The following is an 18,760-nucleotide window of genomic DNA, read 5'->3' as shown; positions in this document are numbered from 1 at the left end:
ATCATGAACTATGATATCATAATCATTGGTGCCGGTTTGGTAGGATTGGCCACAGCTTATCAGACCAAGATGAAAAATCCTGATTCTAAGATTTTAATTTTGGAAAAAGAAAACGATGTGGCCCTACACCAATCGGGACATAACAGCGGAGTAATCCATAGTGGGATTTATTATAAACCGGGAAGCCTCAAAGCTAAAAATTGCATTGAAGGGTATAACTCAGTTATCCACTTTGCTGAGAAACACGGCATACGATATGACCTTTGCGGGAAGATCATTGTAGCTACTTCTCAGGAAGAATTACCACTTTTGGATAATATCTATAAAAGAGGAGTTGAAAACGGACTGCAGGATTTAAAATATCTTTCGAGAGAAGAATTCCGTGAAATCGAACCTCATTGTGAAGGTGTAAAAGCAATTAAAGTTCCGCAAACCGGAATTATTGATTACCCGGGAATAGCCCAAAAAATAAAAGAACTTTTTGAAGAATTAGGAGGAGAAATAAGATTTAATAATGAAGTAAAAAACATCATTGATAAAGGATCTGAAATTATTGTCAATACCAATATTTCCGAATTTAAAACCAAAAAATTAATTTCCTGTGCAGGATTGTATTCCGATAAAATAACCAGAATGACCAACGAAAAAAACGATGTGGTCATTATTCCTTTTAGAGGAGAGTATTATAAAATTAAGGATGAAAAAAAATATCTGGTAAAGCATCTTATCTATCCTGTACCTGATCCTAATTTTCCGTTTCTTGGAGTTCACTTTACCAGAATGATTGATGGTAATATAGAAGCAGGTCCTAATGCAGTGCTGGCTTTTAAAAAAGAAGGATACCATTTTTTCGACTTCAATTTTAGCGAAACCATGCAAACCATGCTATGGCCAGGGTTTAGAAAAATTGTAGCGAAATACGGAAAAACCGGAATGGGAGAAATGCACCGTTCACTTTCCAAGTCCGCATTTACAAAAGCCCTTCAGAAACTTTTACCGGAAATACAGGAAAACGATCTTGTTACAGGTGGTTCAGGAGTAAGAGCTCAGGCTTGCGACAGAAACGGAGGATTGATTGATGATTTTGATATCGTGAAAAATGGAAACATTATCCATGTTAGAAATGCTCCTTCTCCGGCTGCCACTTCGTGCCTTTCCATAGGAAATAAAATAAGTGAGCTTATCATGAATTAAAAAATAGCACTCCGTGCACTCAAAAAACTAAGAATATGAAAATTCAAATGGTTGATCTTAAAGGTCAATACCTGAAAATAAAAGAAGAAGTAGATGCTGGTATTCAGGAATGCATAGACAATACAGCATTTATTAATGGTCCTGCTGTAAAAGAATTTCAAAATGATTTTGAAAAATATCTGGGAGTAAAACATGTAATTCCATGTGCCAACGGAACAGATGCTCTTCAAATTGCCATGATGGCACTTGATCTGCAGCCTGGCGACGAAATCATCTGCCCTGCTTTCACATATGTAGCTACTGCGGAAGTGATTGGTCTTTTAGGATTAAAACCTGTAATGGTAGATGTAAACGAAGATACGTTTGATATACAGCTGGATGGTCTTGAAAAATATCTGACTTCTAAAACCAAAGCAATTGTTCCTGTTCATTTATACGGCCAGAGTGCTGATATGGAGAAAATTCTTGAATTTGCAGAAAGACACAACCTTTTTGTTATAGAAGATAATGCTCAGGCAATAGGTTCCGATTATACTTTTTCTGATGGAACTGTGAAAAAAACAGGAACTATCGGGCATATCGGATGTACCTCATTTTTCCCTTCAAAAAATCTTGGATGCTATGGTGATGGTGGTGCATTGATGACGAACGACGATGAATTGGCTTCCAAAATCAGGATGATTGCCAACCACGGTCAGGAAAAGAAATATTATCACAAAGTTTTAGGCTGTAATTCAAGATTGGATACCATTCAGGCAGCGGTATTAAAAGTTAAGCTTAAGCATTTGGATGAGTATTCAGCTGCCAGAAACAGAATGGCAGATTATTATGATACAAACCTTGCAGGGATAGCTGAAATTCAAACTCCTAAAAGAGCTGTAAATTCTACCCACGTATTTCACCAGTATACCCTTAGAGTGAAAAATGGGAAAAGAGATGAATTACAAAAGTATTTGGCAGAAAAGAATATTCCAAGTATGGTATATTATCCTTTACCTCTATACAAACAAGAAGCTTTTCTTCAATATGTAGAAGAAGGTTTTAGTCTTCCTGTTACAGAGCAGCTTTGTACAGAAGTTATTTCTCTTCCGGTACATACAGAATTTGATCAGGAAGTACTGGATGTTATTATTACAGAAATTAAGAATTATTTTAATTAATATAAAGCAGATATGTCGGATTTTTTTGCACACGAAACAGCCGTTATTGACGAAGGATGTCACATAGGGAAAGGAACCAAAATTTGGCACTTTTCACATCTTATGACAGGCTGCATTTTAGGAGAAAAATGTAATATAGGTCAGAATGTTGTCATCTCACCTAAAGTAGTTTTAGGTCAGAATGTGAAAGTTCAGAATAATGTTTCTATTTATGAAGGAGTAACATGTGATGATGATGTTTTTTTAGGCCCTTCAATGGTTTTTACCAATGTGATAAATCCAAGAAGTGCAGTAAACAGAAAAAATGAATATCTGAAGACCCATGTAGGAAAAGGAGCGTCTATAGGAGCCAATGCAACAATTGTTTGCGGACATAATATAGGTGAGTACGCCTTTATTGGTGCAGGAGCAGTGGTTACAAAAGAAGTGCCGGATTATGCATTGGTAGTAGGAAACCCGGCAAGACAAATGGGATGGATGAGTGAATATGGACAAAGACTTCAGTTTGATGCCGAAAATATTGCTGTTTGTGAAGAAAGTGGAGAAAAATACAAATTAGAAAATAATAAAGTTTCAAAAATTTAAAAACATACAAATGAGTGAAAAAATAAAATTTGCAGTCGTTGGGTGCGGGCATATCGGAAAGAGACATGCTGAAATGATCTCAAGAAATGAAGAATGTGAATTAGTTGGATTGATCGATGTTAAAGATAAATCTGTATTGGGAATCGAAAGTTATGATGTTCCTTTTTTTACATCACTGGATGAGTTTTTAGCTTCCGGGATTGAAGTAGATGTTATTAATATTGCTTCTCCCAACGGATTCCATTTTGAGCAATCTTATAAAGTGATAGATGCAGGTAAGCACGTCGTAGTAGAAAAGCCAATGGCTCTGAAAAAACAGCATGCGGAAAAACTTATTTTTCAAGCGTTGCACAAGCATAAACAAGTTTTTGCCGTTATGCAAAACAGATATTCTCCACCTTCTGCATGGGTGAAAGAAATGGTAGAAAGCGGAAAACTAGGAAATATATATATGGTTCAGCTTAATTGCTACTGGAACCGTGATGACAGATATTATAAGACAGAATCATGGCACGGGAAAAAAGACCTGGATGGAGGAACCTTATTTACACAGTTTTCTCACTTTATCGATATCATGTACTGGCTGTTCGGCGATATTACTAATATTCAGGCAAAATTTGCAGATTTTAATCATGCAACTCTTACTGATTTTGAAGATTCAGGATTCGTTAGCTTTGATTTTGTAGATGGAGGAATGGGTTCCTTAAATTATTCTACTTCAGTTTGGAATCAGAACCTTGAAAGTTCTATGACGATCATTGCAGAGAATGGTTCTGTGAAGATTGGAGGACAGTATATGGACAAAGTTGAAGTTTGTAATGTAAAAGACTATGTAATGCCGGAATTAGCTCCAACAAACCCTGGAAATGATTATGGTGCTTATAAAGGATCTGCAGCCAATCATCATTATATCATAGAAAATGTAGTGGATGTATTAAAAGGAAGAAATACCATTACTACTAATGCTTTGGAAGGGCTTAAAGTGGTGGATATTATAGAAAGGATATATGATAAAAAGTAGAAAATTTTCATAATAGTTTTAAAATTTTGGTAACAAGTAATTATTTCTCAGAAATACTTTCGGATGATCAGTTGCAAGATTGGGTGAGTATTATTTTTAGAGAGAGATTTGACATAGATGTTCAGGTTGAATTCACTGATGATCATTTTTGTTTGATTTTTTCTAAGAATAACCATTTTATAACTATTAACTTTACTGATAATGGAAGACAAGGATTTTTTAGTAAAGAAAATACTTTAAGTTATATATCCAGAGAGGCTATTTCAGAGACAACTGGTCTGGAAATTCCAAATGAAAATTTAGTTTTATTTGGAGTTTCAGAAATAGATTGGTTTATCAGGAAAGAAAATAATACTTTTACAATAAATTATGACTTCGTATCCTATATGATATGGACCCTCAATAGATTAGAAGAATACGAAGTGAAATCTGAAGATAAACATTCCAGATTTGAGTTGAAAGATTCTCATTTATTTAAAGATGAATTATATTTGCGGCCAATAGTTGATGAGTGGGTTTATTTTATTGGGAATATACTTTTAGCCTCGGGCATTGATTGCAAACAAAATAAGTTTTCTTATGAAGTAAGCCACGATGTTGATAAGATATCAAGATATATAAGTGTTCCTAAAACTAAATTTATTACACTTTTTCTTATAGATTTATTGAAAAGACCCCAATTGGCTGTTTCTTATTTGACTAACAGGAAATTTTTTTTTGATAACGAGGCTTCAAATACATTTGATTGGCTTATGGATGTTTCAGAGAAGTATGGTATCATCAGTAAATTTTATTTTATTCCGGCCAGTACTTCTTTCAAATTTGATTTTAGATACAACTATACCAATTTTGTAAAACGTCTTATAAAAAAAATAGACAATAGAGGCCATGAAGTAGGTATTCATTATAGTTATAACGCATCATCAAAATTCCGTATTAAAACAGAATGGATGAAGCTCAGAAAAATTTTATCTGAACTGAATATTCCTACAGATCTTGGAGGGAGAATGCATTATTTAAGAATTAGTTTTCTTGAAACATTAAGGCAGCTTTCCACAGCCGGACAAAAATATGACAATACATTAAGCTTTCATGAAACAGGTGGTTTTAGATGTGGGACATGTTTTCCATATAAACCGTTTGATATTTATAATAAATCAATACTGAATGTAGAAATAAGACCTTTAATTGTAATGGAAGGAAGTGTTTTATATTATTCTAAAATAAATATAGATGATGATAAAGCTCTTCATTACGTAAAAAAAATAGTTATTCAGTGCTACAAAGTTGGAGGAAGATTTTCATTACTTTGGCATAATGATGAATTTGAGAGTGAAAAAAAGAAAGAACTATACTGTCAGATCCTTGAATTCTGTTCAACCTTGAATAATACAAAGCAAGTATGAGAATTTTGATAACAGATGCAAATTACAAGAACTCTATTGCAATACAGCGAGAATTGCATAGAGAAAATATACACGAAGTTTTTGCCACAGATAAGGAAACTGTTTTTTTTACTAAAAGGTTTGGCTATTGTAAAGATTATCTTGTGGGGAATTTAGAAGAATCCGTTAAGCAGACTCAACCTGAATTTATAATTCCCGTAGGAAGTGAAGCAGTAACTATATGTTCGGAAAAGTATAGGGAATTGTGTTTGCTGCCTCCCAAAGAAAGTCTTGAAATAGCATTGAATAAAGACAAAATGGTAGTTTTAAATTTTCTTCAGGATGTCCATTATCCAGAATGTAAATTATTTTCAAATCTTGAAGAATTGAGACAATATAGTAAAGATAAAAATTGTGTAGTTAAATCGAGTAATGAAAGTTTAGCTAAATTTGACCCAATATATGTAAAGTTAGCTTCTGAATCTGAATTTGATGAAATAGAAAAATATTTGTCGGGAGGAGTAAAATTATTAATGCAGGAAAGGGTATCAGGAGTAGGCAGAGGTTTCTTTTGTATTGCTAAAGAAGGTAAAATCATTAGTTACTATATGCATGAGCGTATTAGAGAAATACCCATTACTGGAGGATCTAGTACGGCTGCTAAGTCGGTTTTTTGTGATAAAATGTTTAGTATATCCAAACAGATTATTGAGTATTTAAAATGGTCAGGCCCTCTAATGATTGAATATAAATATGATGAGTCTAACCAAAAGTATCATTTGATAGAGTTAAATCCTAAATTTTGGGGTTCGCTGGATTTATCTTATGCATTAGGATTGAATTTTGGTAGAACTTTGATAGATGCCTATTCAAATAACGTAAACGAACACCTTGAAAAGAAATATGAAGTTGGGGAAAAATTTTTTTGGGTTTTAGATGGTGATCTTTTAGGCTTGTTTAAAACAGGAAAGCTGCATAAAATTAAAGAATATTTTCAAACAAATTCTCATACGAATTTATTTGAAAATTTTTCCATTGATTTGGTTAAATTAATGTGGACAATAAAGAAAATTTTCTCAAGTAATTAAAATGAAAAAAGGTATCTTTCATTTTCATAGTACCTATTCCTACGATGGAATTAATACGATTGAAAATATAATTAAAGTAATAAAGGATAAAAAGCTAGACTTTATTGTATTGACAGATCATGAAACTATAGAAGGAAGCCTGGAACTTCAGAAAAAAGTAAAAGAATACAATCTGGATGTAGAGATACCAACTGCTGCAGAATATAAGACAAATCAGGGAGATGTAATTGCATTAAATATAAAGAATGAAATTACAGATATGAAATGGGAAGAGTTTTATAAAAGTGCAAGAGAACAGAATGCGATGCTAATTTTACCTCATCCCTATGACGGACATACCCAAATAGAAAAATTGGCTCAGGCTGTTGACGTTATAGAAGTATTTAACGCCAGATCATCAGTTATTAATAATTATAAGTCTTATCTATTAGCTCTAAAATATAAAAAAACTATGATTTGGAGCTCCGATTCACATATTCCTCAATCTCTCTTAAATGTAGTGGTAGGATATGAAAAAAAAGATTTAAAGTTTCATGAAGCATTAACAAATGGTGAAATTGCTCCATTATTTATAAAAAAAAGCTCAGTGTTAGATATTTTTCTCTCGCAGCTCAAGAAAGCGTATGTGAACAAAAATTTTAAATTATTTATTTACATTGTATACAAAACTCTTTTTAAGAGAACTAAAGAAGATTATTTAAATTTATGAAAAGAAAAATAATATCTTTTTTAGGCAGCAATATATTATCTCAATTAATATTACTGATTGCGGTTCCATTAACCGGAAGAATTTATTCTGATTACGAAATTGGAGTACTGTCATTTATTTTGTCCATTTCCGCTCCATTATCCTATTTTTATACTTTGTCATACAACAAAGCAATTATGTTACCAGCCAAAAGCGAGGAATATAGTATGCTGTATGCTGTTTCTATTTTTTTAAGTATAACCATCTCATTAATTTCTTTTTTCGTTATACTTATTTCAATGTTATTTTTTGATATAGACTCCTATTTTTTACTTGTTCCATTGGTTGCATTTAGCCAGTCTTTATATAGTGCGTCAAAAGATATTCTTATTAAAAAAGGATTGTTGAATGTGGTGAGTAAATCAATGATACTTAACTCTGTGTTTGCCGTTATCATTATACTTTCCGGTTATTATATAAAATTATCATACGGTATTTTAGTATTATCTTATGTGGTACCTAATTTCTTGGCTACTATATTCATACTGTTTTATCTCAAACTCCAAAAAAGGAATATTGTTTACAGAGATTTTTACAATATAATAATAAAATATAAGTCTTTCCCATTGCATCAGATGCCAGCTTATTTTATTAATACTTTCAATGCAGAGCTGCCCAGTTTCTTTATAAAACATTATTTTGGAGAAGCTATTTTGGGAAACTACTTTATGGCTTCCAAAATTGTGAATAAACCACTAAGTTTAATATCTGAAAGTTTAAATGGATTAATATACAAGGATTTGTCAGAAACCAATAAAGTGAAGCTAAATAAAAAAATGAATACCTATGTTGGATTATTATTCTTGGTTTCCCTACTGTTTGCTATTGTATATTTAATTTTTGGTGAATATTTTTTCTCTTTATTTTTTGATATTAATAAATGGAGAAAAGCATTTGATATGAGTAAAATAATAATTTTCACAACTGTTATTTCATCGTCTTTTTCTCATTATTCAAGTGGTGTATTGGTTAAAAGGAAGAATAAAATTTTTCTTGTTTGGGAGGTAATTACTACTTTAGTTTTGCTGGTTTCATTTTTTTTAGGAAAAAGTTCTACCATCGATTTATTTATATGGATTTATGTTGGAGTAATTCTATTTAGATATTTATTACTTTCTTTACTATTTAATAAGTCTTGACGTTTATTGTTATGAAGTATTTCACATTATTAATATTTTCTATTATATATAAGTTATCTTTAGATTATCTCTATGTTAATTCAATATCTGTACATTACGGATATCTTGGTTATGTAAGAGAATTTAGTCATACCATTAATAATCTTTCTTACATTGTTATAATATTTTATACTTATTTTTTTAAAAAGATTCTAGAAAAAAATACACCAGCAAGCTTAATTCTTATGGTGACATATCTTTTATACTTTTTACCCAACCTAACTTTTTGTATATATACCAATAATTTTGAGTTTTTTTTATATAGTATTTTATATTGTGCGCTTCTCTTTTTGTTTTATATAAGATACGATAATGTGAAATATTTTAAAATTTTTGACAATTCCCAATCCATGATATTGTTTAAAATTTTATTATATACTGTGGTTTTAATGATGATTATTTTTTCCGTTATATATAATGGTTTTAATATTAAATTTGATTTTGAAGAGGTATATGAAATACGCGCAAAAGTCAGTGAGCTAAATATGCCTTCCTTCATTAATTATCTCCGGCCAATATCAAGTATGTTTATTACGATTTCTTTTATGTATTATCTGATACAAAAAAATGTTTTTCTTAGCTGTCTGTTTTTCTTCTTTGGCTTAATGATGTATTCTTTTGGAGCGCATAAGACAGATTTCGTATTATTGATCATGACGATACTTATTTATTTCTTTTATAAAAAAGAATATAATAAGTACCTTCTGCACGCATTTATTGGTTTCAATAGTATTTTAATCTTTTTTGTCATATTTGGAAGTGAGAATGTTCAGATCAGTATTGCAGGTCTTTATTCAAGAACCTTTTTCACACCTACATTATTAGCCTATTGTCATTATGATTACTTTTCAACTCATGAATTACTTTACCTTCGTGAGCATTTTGGACACTGGTTCGAAACAACAGTAAATCATAAAAACAATTCCCCTTATATAATAGCAGCAACTTATTTTAACGATCCGGAAATGTCTTCCAATACGGGTTTGATAGGGAGTGATTATGCACAATTTGGATGGGCTTCTTTACTTGTATTTCCTTTTGTAAGAGCTTTTTTCCTGAGAGTATTTGATATGTCAAGCTTTAAATTAGATGCAAGAATATATTTGATTTCCAGTTTTTCTTTTGGAATTCTATTTATTAATGGTGCTTTTTTTACAGCACTTATTTCAGGAGGATTTCTGGCAGTTTGCTTTTTACTTTACTTAATGCCTAGATATACTAAAAATAATGAATAAAAAGATACTTCATCTTTCACCCACAGATATCCGATACGACAGTAGGATTTTAAAGGAGCTGAAGGCAGTCCAAAAAATTGAAAACACAACTCTGGTAGCCTATGGAATTGATGACTCTGAAGGACATAAATATGAAACAGAGCAAATACCTTTTATCAGGGTATTTAATATTGCTACAAAAAATCTTAAATTTTTACCAAGGCCTGTCAGATATTTTCTTAATCTTATAGAGGCATTTATCAGGATGGTTTTTCCAGGAATCAAATACAAACCGGATGTTATCCATTGTCATGATACACTGTATTTACCTATTGCAAAAATAATTAAATTATTTTGCCGTTCAAAACTCATTTATGACGCTCATGAACTGGAATCAGATAAGGCAGGCCAATCAAAAATACTATCAAAATATACACTTTTCATTGAAAAAATGTTATGGAAAGATATAGATATACTAATTAGTGTAAGCCCATCCATTATTGATTGGTATGATAAAAATCTTGGGAAAAAGAAAAGTCTATTGATATTAAACTCGCCATTGCTTGATACTTCTCCCAGAGAAAATAGTAAAAATAATTATCTCAGAGAAAAATTTAATATTCCTGAAGGGAAAAAAATATTTCTATATCTGGGAATAATAAGTGAAGTAGGAAGAGGTGTACATTTGTATTTGGATGTTTTTCAAAGAAAAGAAGTAGATTCACACATTGTTTTTATTGGCTATGGTGAGTATGTTGATCAAATAAAAAAAGCAGCGCTTAATAACGATAATATTCATTATCATCCGGCAGTTCCGCATCATCAGGTTGTAGAGGTGTCTACATCTGCAGATGTAGGGCTTTGTCTGGTAGAAGCTGTTTCTTTAAGTGATTATTATTGTCTTCCCAATAAATTATTTGAATATGCTTTTTCAGAATTATATATTTTAGCGTCAGATTTTCCGGATATTAGAAAAATTGTGGATGAATATGATTTAGGAAAATGTAGTAGCTTAAATGCTGAAAATTTATTTGAAATTGTAAAACAGGTTGAACATTCAGATTTGGACAATAGGCTCAAAACAGACCTTTACCCGCTTAGCTGGAACTTTCAGGAAAGTGAGTTATTAAAAATGTATAATAATATTTTAAAAAATAAAGAATAAATAATAAAGACAAATGTGTGGAATTTTTGGAGTCGTATCAAAGACTCATATCAACAAGCAGAAGTTTCAAACTCTGGTAAAACATTCCGAACAAAGAGGAGTGGATTCCAGTGGTTTGATCTATTATCAAAACAATAACTATAAAGTAAACAGAGCTGATTATAGTATTGAGAAATTACTGAACAAAGTACAGCCGTATAATAATAATGTTGTATTAGGTCATAGTAGATTGATTACTAATGGTTTGGGTGATAATCAGCCCGTGGTGAGAGGAAATATATGTGCTATCCACAATGGTATTATTGTCAATGAAGAAGAAGTTTGGAGCAAATTATCAGTAAGCAGGCAGCTTAAAATTGATTCTGAAGCTATTGTAGCTATTGCAGAAGAATTTCTTAGCAATAAGGAGAATAAAATTGAAGACCTTCCCAAAGAAATACTTTCTTTATGCAGAGGTGTTATTGCATGTGCTCTTGTACTGCCGGAAAAAGGAAAATTGCTTCTTTTTTCCAATAATGGAAGCCTATATGTAGGGTACAATGAAGATAAAACGTATTTTGCCTCAGAAAATTATGGCCTTAAAATTATCGGATGTGAGAATATCAGCCAGATAAAAGATGAAGCTATGATTATTGATATTCCTGTTTCAGAAGAAAAACTGACTATAGTAGATGAGAAAAGCAGAGTAGAGAATTTAATTCCTGAATTTAAATTTAATACTATTGAAGAAGGTCTACTGGAATATAAAAAGATAAATATCAAGAGATGTACAAAATGTATACTACCGGAAACAATGCCCTTCATAAAATTTGATGAGGCTGGAGTATGTAATTATTGTAAAAATTATAAACCAAGAAATAATCCGAAACCAAAAGAAGAATTATTTAAATTGGTTGAACCTTACAGAAGAAAAGGAAAAGAATTAGATTGTATCGTTCCTTTTTCAGGAGGTAGAGATAGCTGCTATGGGTTACACCTTATTGTAAAAGAACTGGAAATGAAACCTGTTACTTATACCTATGACTGGGGAATGGTAACAGACCTTGGAAGACGAAATATCAGCCGTATGTGTGCAGATCTTGGGGTAGAAAACATTATTGTTGCAGCAGATATTTCACTCAAAAGAAAGAATATCAGAATGAATCTTGAAGCATGGCTGAAGTCTCCTCACTTAGGAATGATGGCAATGCTTACTGCAGGAGATAAACATTTCTTCAGATATGTAGAAGATATAAAGAAACAAACTGGAATCAATCTTAATCTTTGGGGAGTAAATCCATTGGAAGTAACACACTTTAAAACAGGGTTTTTAGATATTGAACCTGATTTTGAAGAAAAAAGAGTGTATAGTCATGGTGCTATGAAACAGTTGAGATACCATTCTAAGAGGTTCAGAGCAATGATGCAGAGTCCAGGGTATTTTAATAGCTCACTTTGGGATACTTTGTCTGGTGAATATTATCGTAGTTTCACAGAAAAACAGGATTACTACCATATATTTGATTATTGGAGATGGGATGAAGAGCAGGTGGATAATACTCTTTTAAATGATTATGATTGGGAGAAAGCAATAGATACTACCACGACCTGGAGAATCGGAGATGGAACTGCTGCCTTTTATAACTATGTATATTATACTGTAGCTGGTTTTACAGAACATGATACGTTTAGAAGCAATCAGATCAGAGAAGGACAAATGACAAGAGAAAGAGCACTAGAACTTGTTGAAATAGAGAATGCTCCACGTTATCAGAACATCAGATGGTATTTAGATACTTTAGGACTGGATTTTGAACGCGTGATAAAAATAGTTAACAATATTCCAAAATTATATAAGCAATAATAGATGCTAATTACAAATGCCTACTTATAGATGAAAAACGTATTAATTTATAAAATTAGGTTTATTTTTATTTTTTTGTTTTGTACCATCAGCACTTGCTTGATGGTACAAGCATCTGTAAGCAAATCATCATTAATATCTGTAGAACCTGTATTCAGACAACAAAATCTGAAAACTACAGAAATCGTTAATCTTATCAATTATTATAATGATATTTTTGCTTCTGAAACAAAAATGGCAAACTGGCCTAATGCAGCTTATGATTGTGCAGCTTTTTTGTATATTCCTGTACAATATGCTTATGATACCAAAAATCAGGATGTTATAGAAAGACTACAGGTGTTTTTTACTTATGAAAAACTACTTACCATAAAAAATAGATCAGATATAGATGATTTAAGTAAAAGAACTTTCTATTTTACAGTTTCCGAATATCTCAGAAGAAGTGGAATACGCGGTGATGCGGAAAAGACCAAAATGTTTAATTTCATCAAAAAGGAGATACTAAACTATTGGAACAATGCCTATGCAAATATTTGGGAAGCAGAATCAAGAAAATTTTACGGAGTAAAGCAAAGAGTAGAGTATCTGCTGAGTGGTGAATATAATGGAGATATGAGTTATTATAGTGCATTTACTGATCTTGAACTTTATATTATGGGAACAGGAGTGAGTCTTTCACTTATTGAAAAAGATACCTCACTTACTAATACTAGAGATTTGATTAACATTAGAAACCTCTTTTATCAGGTGATGCAGAAAAAAGTTGTATTTCAGGATAATGTATGGTATTTGCAGCCCAATGTCTGGAAAGATCATCCTAATTTTCAGGATGTAGTCCTTAAAAGAAATCAGAGTGTTAATTGGGATGCCTCTCACTTTTCAAGAATGCCGGCTTATCTCTATATTTTGAAATTAGCATTCCAGTCGGATTACACAAAATTTAACTACCTGGATAAACTTAATATATTGCTTTCAAAACTATTACTGAATAATATTGCAGTATATAATTCTACAAACGGAACTTATTCGTTCAATAATTTTGTTGATGGCAATAATAGTAACTTTAGAAGTAATCTTAAAAAAGGAGATAAGGGATTATCACCTTCTGAAGATTATACCCATATTTTCTACGGGTGGTGGAAGATGCTAAATACAAACGAGGTAAATATGATGTATGAAAAAATTTCACTCAAATACTCATTTTATTCCAATCAAAACCCATTTATCAATGAAAACAAAGGATATTTCCAAGAAATTGTAAACTTAAAATAAAATAAATAAATAAATGAATATCTGGTTAATTTCCAAATATGCCTCACCTCCTCAATACGCAAAAGCTCCATCACGCTTATTCTATCTGGCAAGGGAATTTAAAAAACTAGGCAACGAAGCATTATTAATAACTTCAGATGCCAATCATTTTGCCAATTGTCCTGAAACTGACAAAATTTATAATGATGAAGAACAGGATGAAGTAGCTATAAGGTGGATTAAAACAAAAAAATATATCAGAACAGCATCTAAAGACAGAATATTATCATGGTTTGATTTTGAAAGAAAGCTTTTCTCTATGAAACTTTCAAACATGGCAAAACCTGATGTTGTTATTGTTTCATCACTTTCGATTTTTACCATTATTTATGGGTATTATCTAAAAAAGAAATTTGGAAGTTTTTTAGTTTTTGAAATTCGTGATATCTGGCCTTTAACAATGACGGAAGAGGCTGGGTTTTCCAAATGGCATCCTCTTGTTTTATTGATAGGATTTATTGAGAAATTTGGATACAAAAAATCTGATCTGGTAGCAGGAACAATGCCAAGATTAGATTTGCATGTAGAGCAGTTATTGGGATATCAAAGACCCTTTCATTGCTCTCCATTGGGATTTGATCCTGAAAACTACTCTGAAGACTTCCTAAAAGAAAGAAATCCTTTTTTAGACATAATACCATCAGACAAAATAATTGTTGGCTATGCAGGAAGTATGGGGGTTACTAATGCATTGGAGCCTTTTATTGAAACTGTAAAAATGATGAAGGACGATAATAATATCCATTTTGTACTTGTTGGAAGTGGTGATCTTAGAGCATCCTATGAAGAAACGCTAAAAGATTGTTCCAATGTAACATTTTTACAAAGAATTCAGCAAAGTGAAGTTAAATATTTTCTTGATGCTTGCGATATTCTGTATTTGTCTACTAAAGATTCAAAAGTATGGGACTACGGTCAATCTATGAATAAAGTTGTGGAATATATGTTGGCAGCGAAACCTATTATAGCTTCTTATACCGGATATCCTTCCATGATTAATGAAGCTGATTGTGGTAAGTTTATCAACAGTACCTCTGCAGAGGATATCAAAGATGCAATCTTATATTATGGCAATATGAGTGTGGAAGAAAGGATGGAGATAGGTGATAAAGGAAGAAAATGGATTTTTGAAAACAGAACGTATCCGGTACTGGGGAAAAAATATATGGATGCTATTTTATTTCATTCTGTAAAGCAAAAGAACTAGCTTTGCACTGGCTGAAATAAAAAACAGACTTTATTTTGAAAATTGCTATTGATAAAAATTTTATTTATAAACTATTCCTTTTATCTGTTATGGTAGGAAATACCATTGCTATTTCTTTCGCAAAGCCTTTGGAAATGAATCCAAGGAGCTTTTCTATACCGTATCGGATTTTTATTATTGTATTTTCTGTATTCATAATTTATAAAGAAAGGAGAAATATTAGTTTTAAAAATATTTCATTGATAAGCCTTGTTGGATTTTGGATTTTTTACATCATCAAGCTTATATATTCGTTTAATAATTATTCTTTTAACCAGGATGTAATAATATTGGAGAATGAGGATATCTTCAGAATCTTATTTATGAATCTCCTTCCTGGTGCAGCATTATTATGTATTAATTATAATAAAGTAGATTTCAAAAGTATTACAAAGTACTGTCTCTTTATTTTATGTGGTCTTCTTGTTGTCAATTATATTTATGGATATATCAATTTAGATCATATTTTTAGTACATACTACATTATGTATGGTCATATAGGAGCCTCATTGTTTATTATTTCTTTATTTCTGCTTTTATTTTGCAAAAAAGATTATAAATCATATTTTTTATTCTTTTGTCTTTTTTTAGGGCTTTTTAATGTAATACAATCTATGGCGAGGAGTCCTTTAATTGCCATTGCTGTAAGCTCTTTTTATATGGTTCTTTTAAAAGGAAACAAGAAATATCTGTTATACGCCATTACATTACTTTTATTATTTGTAGGACTTATTTTTCTCCATGAACAATATGGAGACAGCTTAATAACAAGTTTCAACAGAATGTATAATTGGCTTGCCAAGGGAGATACCTCAAGCAGAGAACCATTATATAGAGGAGCACTTGAAATTTTTAATTCAAATCCTTTTGTAGGAGGAAGAATTTTATTTGAAGATGGAGTTCATCCGCATAACATCTTTTTAGAACTTTTAATGGCTACCGGTATTCTAGGGTTAATTATTTATTTTATAAAATTTTTGCCAGTATTCCAAAATGCTTCTATTTTCTTTAACATAAACAAAAGTAATATATACTATAAAGTTATTTTTGCTTTATTTTTGCAATATTTTACGCTCGTACAGACATCTTGTAATCTTTTTAATATACCGGAATTTTTGTACTTTAGTTCAATAATTATTGGTATTAGTTATACAGCAAAAACAAAAAGAATTGAGTAAAAGCCACCAAGTATTATGACGAACAGATCTAACTTTTAAGAATGTATAAAAATTATTTAAAGAGGTTTTTCGACTTTGTATTCTCTCTGATGGGAATTACCTTATTGCTTCCGATTTTTCTTGTTGTGATGGTAGGATTGTTCCTATCCAATGATGGGAAACCTTTTTTCTTCCAGTTAAGACCAGGGAAAAACGGAAAAATATTTAAAATTATAAAGTTTAAAACAATGAATGATAAAAAGGATTCCAACGGAAACCTTTTATCAGATGCAGAAAGATTAACACCTATAGGCTCATTCGTTCGCAAAACATCTTTGGATGAAATTCCACAGTTAATCAATGTTTTGAAAGGAGATATGTCACTGATTGGTCCCAGACCTCTTCTTGTACAATATCTGCCGCTTTATAATGAGCGTCAGGCACGAAGGCATGAAGTAAGACCTGGAATTACAGGATGGGCGCAGGTAAATGGAAGAAATGCAATATCATGGAATCAAAAATTTGATTATGATCTATGGTATGTAGAAAATATATCATTTATTGTTGATCTTAGGATCTTTTTCCTTACAGCAAAAAAAGTATTTATTAGAGAAGGCATTTCACAAGAAGGACAAGCAACTATGGAACCGTTTAAAGGAAATATTTAAAAATGAAAAAAATAGCAATTATTGGAGCAGGAGGATTTGGACGTGAGGTGAAAATGCTGATCGATCATATCAATCAAAAAGAAAAGCAATACGAAATTTATGGTTTTTATGATGACAAACACTATGATCATGATATTAATGGAGTTCCCTACTTAGGAAAGGTTGAAAAAATAAATGAAGTGAAGGAGTTCTTATGTATTGCAGTAGCAATTGGAGATCCTAAGACCAAGAAAAAAATTATACAAAGGATAAATAATCCGAATATTGAATTTCCAACGTTAATTCATCCATCAGTAATTATTGGGCAGGATGATATCCAAATTGGAAAAGGAAATATTATTTGTGCAGGTGTTATTATTACGATAAATATCGTGATTGAAAATTTTGTAATTCTTAATCTTTCCTGTACGGTAGGACATGATACAATAATAAAAAATTATAGCTCGTTCATGCCGACAGTTAATATCTCTGGAGAAGTTGTAATAAATGAAGCCGTATATGTAGGGACTGGAGCAAAAATTATAAATCTTCTTGAGATTGGTGAAAATACTATTGTCGGAGCAGGAGCAGTAGTGTATAAAAATCTTCCTGCCAACTGTACCGCAGTAGGAATTCCAGCTAAACCTATAAAATTTCACGATTAATATGAATACTAAAATCTGGTTGTCCTCACCACATATGGGTGGGAATGAACAAAAATATATCAACGAAGCTTTTGAAGAAAACTGGGTAGCCCCATTGGGACCAAATGTCAACGGATTTGAAAACGATCTGGAACAGTTTTTAGGTGGAAATGCAAAAGTGGCTGCACTTTCTGCAGGTACCGCAGCATTGCACCTTGCTCTTATCGAATGCGGAATTGTACATGGGGATGAGGTAATCTGCCAATCCATGACTTTTTCTGCTTCAGCCAATCCAATTGCATATTGTGGAGCAATACCTGTTTTTGTGGATAGTGAGCCTGTTACATGGAATATGTGCCCGAAAGCATTAAGAGAAGCTATTGAAGACAGAATTCAGAAAGGAACAAAACCTAAAGCAATCATTGTAGTTCACCTTTACGGTATGCCGGCAAAAATGGACGAAATTACAGCCATTGCTCAGGAGTTTCAGATTCCTGTGATAGAAGATGCTGCAGAAGCTCTTGGCTCAACTTATAAAGGACAGGCATGTGGAACATTCGGACGTTTTGGTATTTTAAGTTTTAACGGAAATAAAATTATTACCACTTCAGGAGGCGGAGCTTTGGTTTGTCATACTCAGGAAGATAAAGATAAAACCGTTTTCCTTTCCACGCAGGCAAGAGACAACGCACCACACTATCAGCATTCACAAATTGGGTTCAACTACAGAATGAGCAATATTGTAGCAGGAATAGGAAGAGGACAGATGGAAGTGCTTAAAGACAGAGTTTCTGCCCGCAGAGCAATGCATAATTTCTATAAGGATCTTTTCAGTAATATTGAAGGGGTAACAGTATTTTCAGAACCCGGAGAAGATTTTTATTCCAATCATTGGCTATCTGCAGTGATCATTGATCCGGAAATTATAGGAAAAGACAGAGAAGGTTTAAGATTCGCATTTTTAGAAGATAATATAGAATCAAGACCGCTTTGGAAACCCATGCATTTACAACCGGTTTTTGAAACTTCCCCTTATTATGGCGGGAATGTTTCTGAAAAACTTTTTGACAACGGATTATGTCTTCCTTCAGGTTCTAATCTGTCAGACGGCGACAGAGAAAGAATAGCAAAGGTTGTTCATGCTTACTTTGGAATTTAATATCATTTGAAT

General features: G+C 31.9%; 17 protein-coding genes. All 17 read left to right on the top strand.

All coding sequences use genetic code 11. The features are described 5' to 3' along the window. Positions 1-3: 3 nt before the first annotated feature. The 17 genes from lhgD (at position 4) to EK417_RS20125 (ending at position 18,748) form a co-directional block, all read left to right on the top strand. A complete protein-coding gene (lhgD, locus tag EK417_RS20205) occupies positions 4-1,194 on the top strand; it encodes an L-2-hydroxyglutarate dehydrogenase (protein ID WP_076596605.1) in 1,191 nt (396 codons plus the stop codon). 35 nt (positions 1,195-1,229) lie between these two features. Next, a complete protein-coding gene (locus EK417_RS20200; RefSeq protein ID WP_076596604.1) occupies positions 1,230-2,354 on the top strand; it encodes a DegT/DnrJ/EryC1/StrS family aminotransferase in 1,125 nt (374 codons plus the stop codon). A gap of 12 nt (positions 2,355-2,366) precedes the next feature. Continuing rightward, positions 2,367-2,939 (top strand): acyltransferase, encoded by a 573-nt coding sequence (locus EK417_RS20195; protein WP_076596603.1) that lies wholly within the window; start codon positions 2,367-2,369, stop codon positions 2,937-2,939. A 10-nt stretch (positions 2,940-2,949) separates the two neighbouring features. Beyond that, positions 2,950-3,960 carry a Gfo/Idh/MocA family protein gene (locus tag EK417_RS20190; protein ID WP_076596602.1) on the top strand — a complete coding sequence of 337 codons (1,011 nt, stop codon included), beginning with the start codon at positions 2,950-2,952 and terminating at the stop codon, positions 3,958-3,960. 26 nt (positions 3,961-3,986) lie between these two features. Next, positions 3,987-5,366 carry a polysaccharide deacetylase family protein gene (locus EK417_RS20185; protein WP_136523182.1) on the top strand — a complete coding sequence of 460 codons (1,380 nt, stop codon included), beginning with the start codon at positions 3,987-3,989 and terminating at the stop codon, positions 5,364-5,366. Continuing rightward, positions 5,363-6,433, top strand: coding sequence for an ATP-grasp domain-containing protein (locus EK417_RS20180; protein WP_136523181.1), 1,071 nt, complete (start codon positions 5,363-5,365; stop codon positions 6,431-6,433). Before EK417_RS20185 ends, EK417_RS20180 begins: the two co-directional genes overlap by 4 nt. Before the next feature lies 1 nt (position 6,434). Beyond that, entirely contained in the window at positions 6,435-7,142 is a 708-nt protein-coding gene (locus tag EK417_RS20175; RefSeq protein ID WP_076596599.1) for a PHP domain-containing protein, read from the top strand. Continuing rightward, positions 7,139-8,320 carry a lipopolysaccharide biosynthesis protein gene (locus EK417_RS20170; RefSeq protein WP_136523180.1) on the top strand — a complete coding sequence of 394 codons (1,182 nt, stop codon included), beginning with the start codon at positions 7,139-7,141 and terminating at the stop codon, positions 8,318-8,320. Before EK417_RS20175 ends, EK417_RS20170 begins: the two co-directional genes overlap by 4 nt. 644 nt (positions 8,321-8,964) lie before the next feature. After that, entirely contained in the window at positions 8,965-9,594 is a 630-nt protein-coding gene (locus EK417_RS20165; RefSeq protein WP_168802049.1) for a hypothetical protein, read from the top strand. After that, positions 9,587-10,738 carry a glycosyltransferase gene (locus tag EK417_RS20160; protein WP_076596596.1) on the top strand — a complete coding sequence of 384 codons (1,152 nt, stop codon included), beginning with the start codon at positions 9,587-9,589 and terminating at the stop codon, positions 10,736-10,738. The genes EK417_RS20165 and EK417_RS20160 overlap by 8 nt, the downstream gene beginning before the upstream one ends. 13 nt (positions 10,739-10,751) lie before the next feature. Continuing rightward, positions 10,752-12,581 (top strand): glucosamine 6-phosphate synthetase, encoded by a 1,830-nt coding sequence (locus tag EK417_RS20155; RefSeq protein ID WP_136523178.1) that lies wholly within the window; start codon positions 10,752-10,754, stop codon positions 12,579-12,581. Positions 12,582-12,683: 102 nt separating this feature from the next. Next, complete coding sequence (locus tag EK417_RS20150; protein WP_136523177.1) at positions 12,684-13,856, top strand: hypothetical protein; 1,173 nt, start codon at positions 12,684-12,686, stop codon at positions 13,854-13,856. A 13-nt stretch (positions 13,857-13,869) separates the two neighbouring features. Then, positions 13,870-15,102, top strand: a complete 1,233-nt coding sequence (locus EK417_RS20145; protein ID WP_136523176.1) for a glycosyltransferase family 4 protein — start codon at positions 13,870-13,872, stop codon at positions 15,100-15,102. A 35-nt stretch (positions 15,103-15,137) separates the two neighbouring features. Then, a complete protein-coding gene (locus EK417_RS20140; RefSeq protein ID WP_076596592.1) occupies positions 15,138-16,319 on the top strand; it encodes an O-antigen ligase family protein in 1,182 nt (393 codons plus the stop codon). Positions 16,320-16,360: 41 nt separating this feature from the next. Next, a complete protein-coding gene (locus tag EK417_RS20135; protein WP_076596591.1) occupies positions 16,361-16,966 on the top strand; it encodes a sugar transferase in 606 nt (201 codons plus the stop codon). A gap of 2 nt (positions 16,967-16,968) precedes the next feature. After that, positions 16,969-17,610, top strand: a complete 642-nt coding sequence (locus EK417_RS20130; protein WP_076596590.1) for an acetyltransferase — start codon at positions 16,969-16,971, stop codon at positions 17,608-17,610. Between the two features lies 1 nt (position 17,611). Continuing rightward, complete coding sequence (locus EK417_RS20125) at positions 17,612-18,748, top strand: aminotransferase class I/II-fold pyridoxal phosphate-dependent enzyme (RefSeq protein ID WP_136523175.1); 1,137 nt, start codon at positions 17,612-17,614, stop codon at positions 18,746-18,748. Positions 18,749-18,760: the final 12 nt, after the last annotated feature.

The organism is Chryseobacterium candidae (assembly GCF_004916905.1).
Taxonomy (GTDB): domain Bacteria; phylum Bacteroidota; class Bacteroidia; order Flavobacteriales; family Weeksellaceae; genus Chryseobacterium; species Chryseobacterium candidae.
This window is presented reverse-complemented; position numbering and strand designations above follow the sequence as displayed.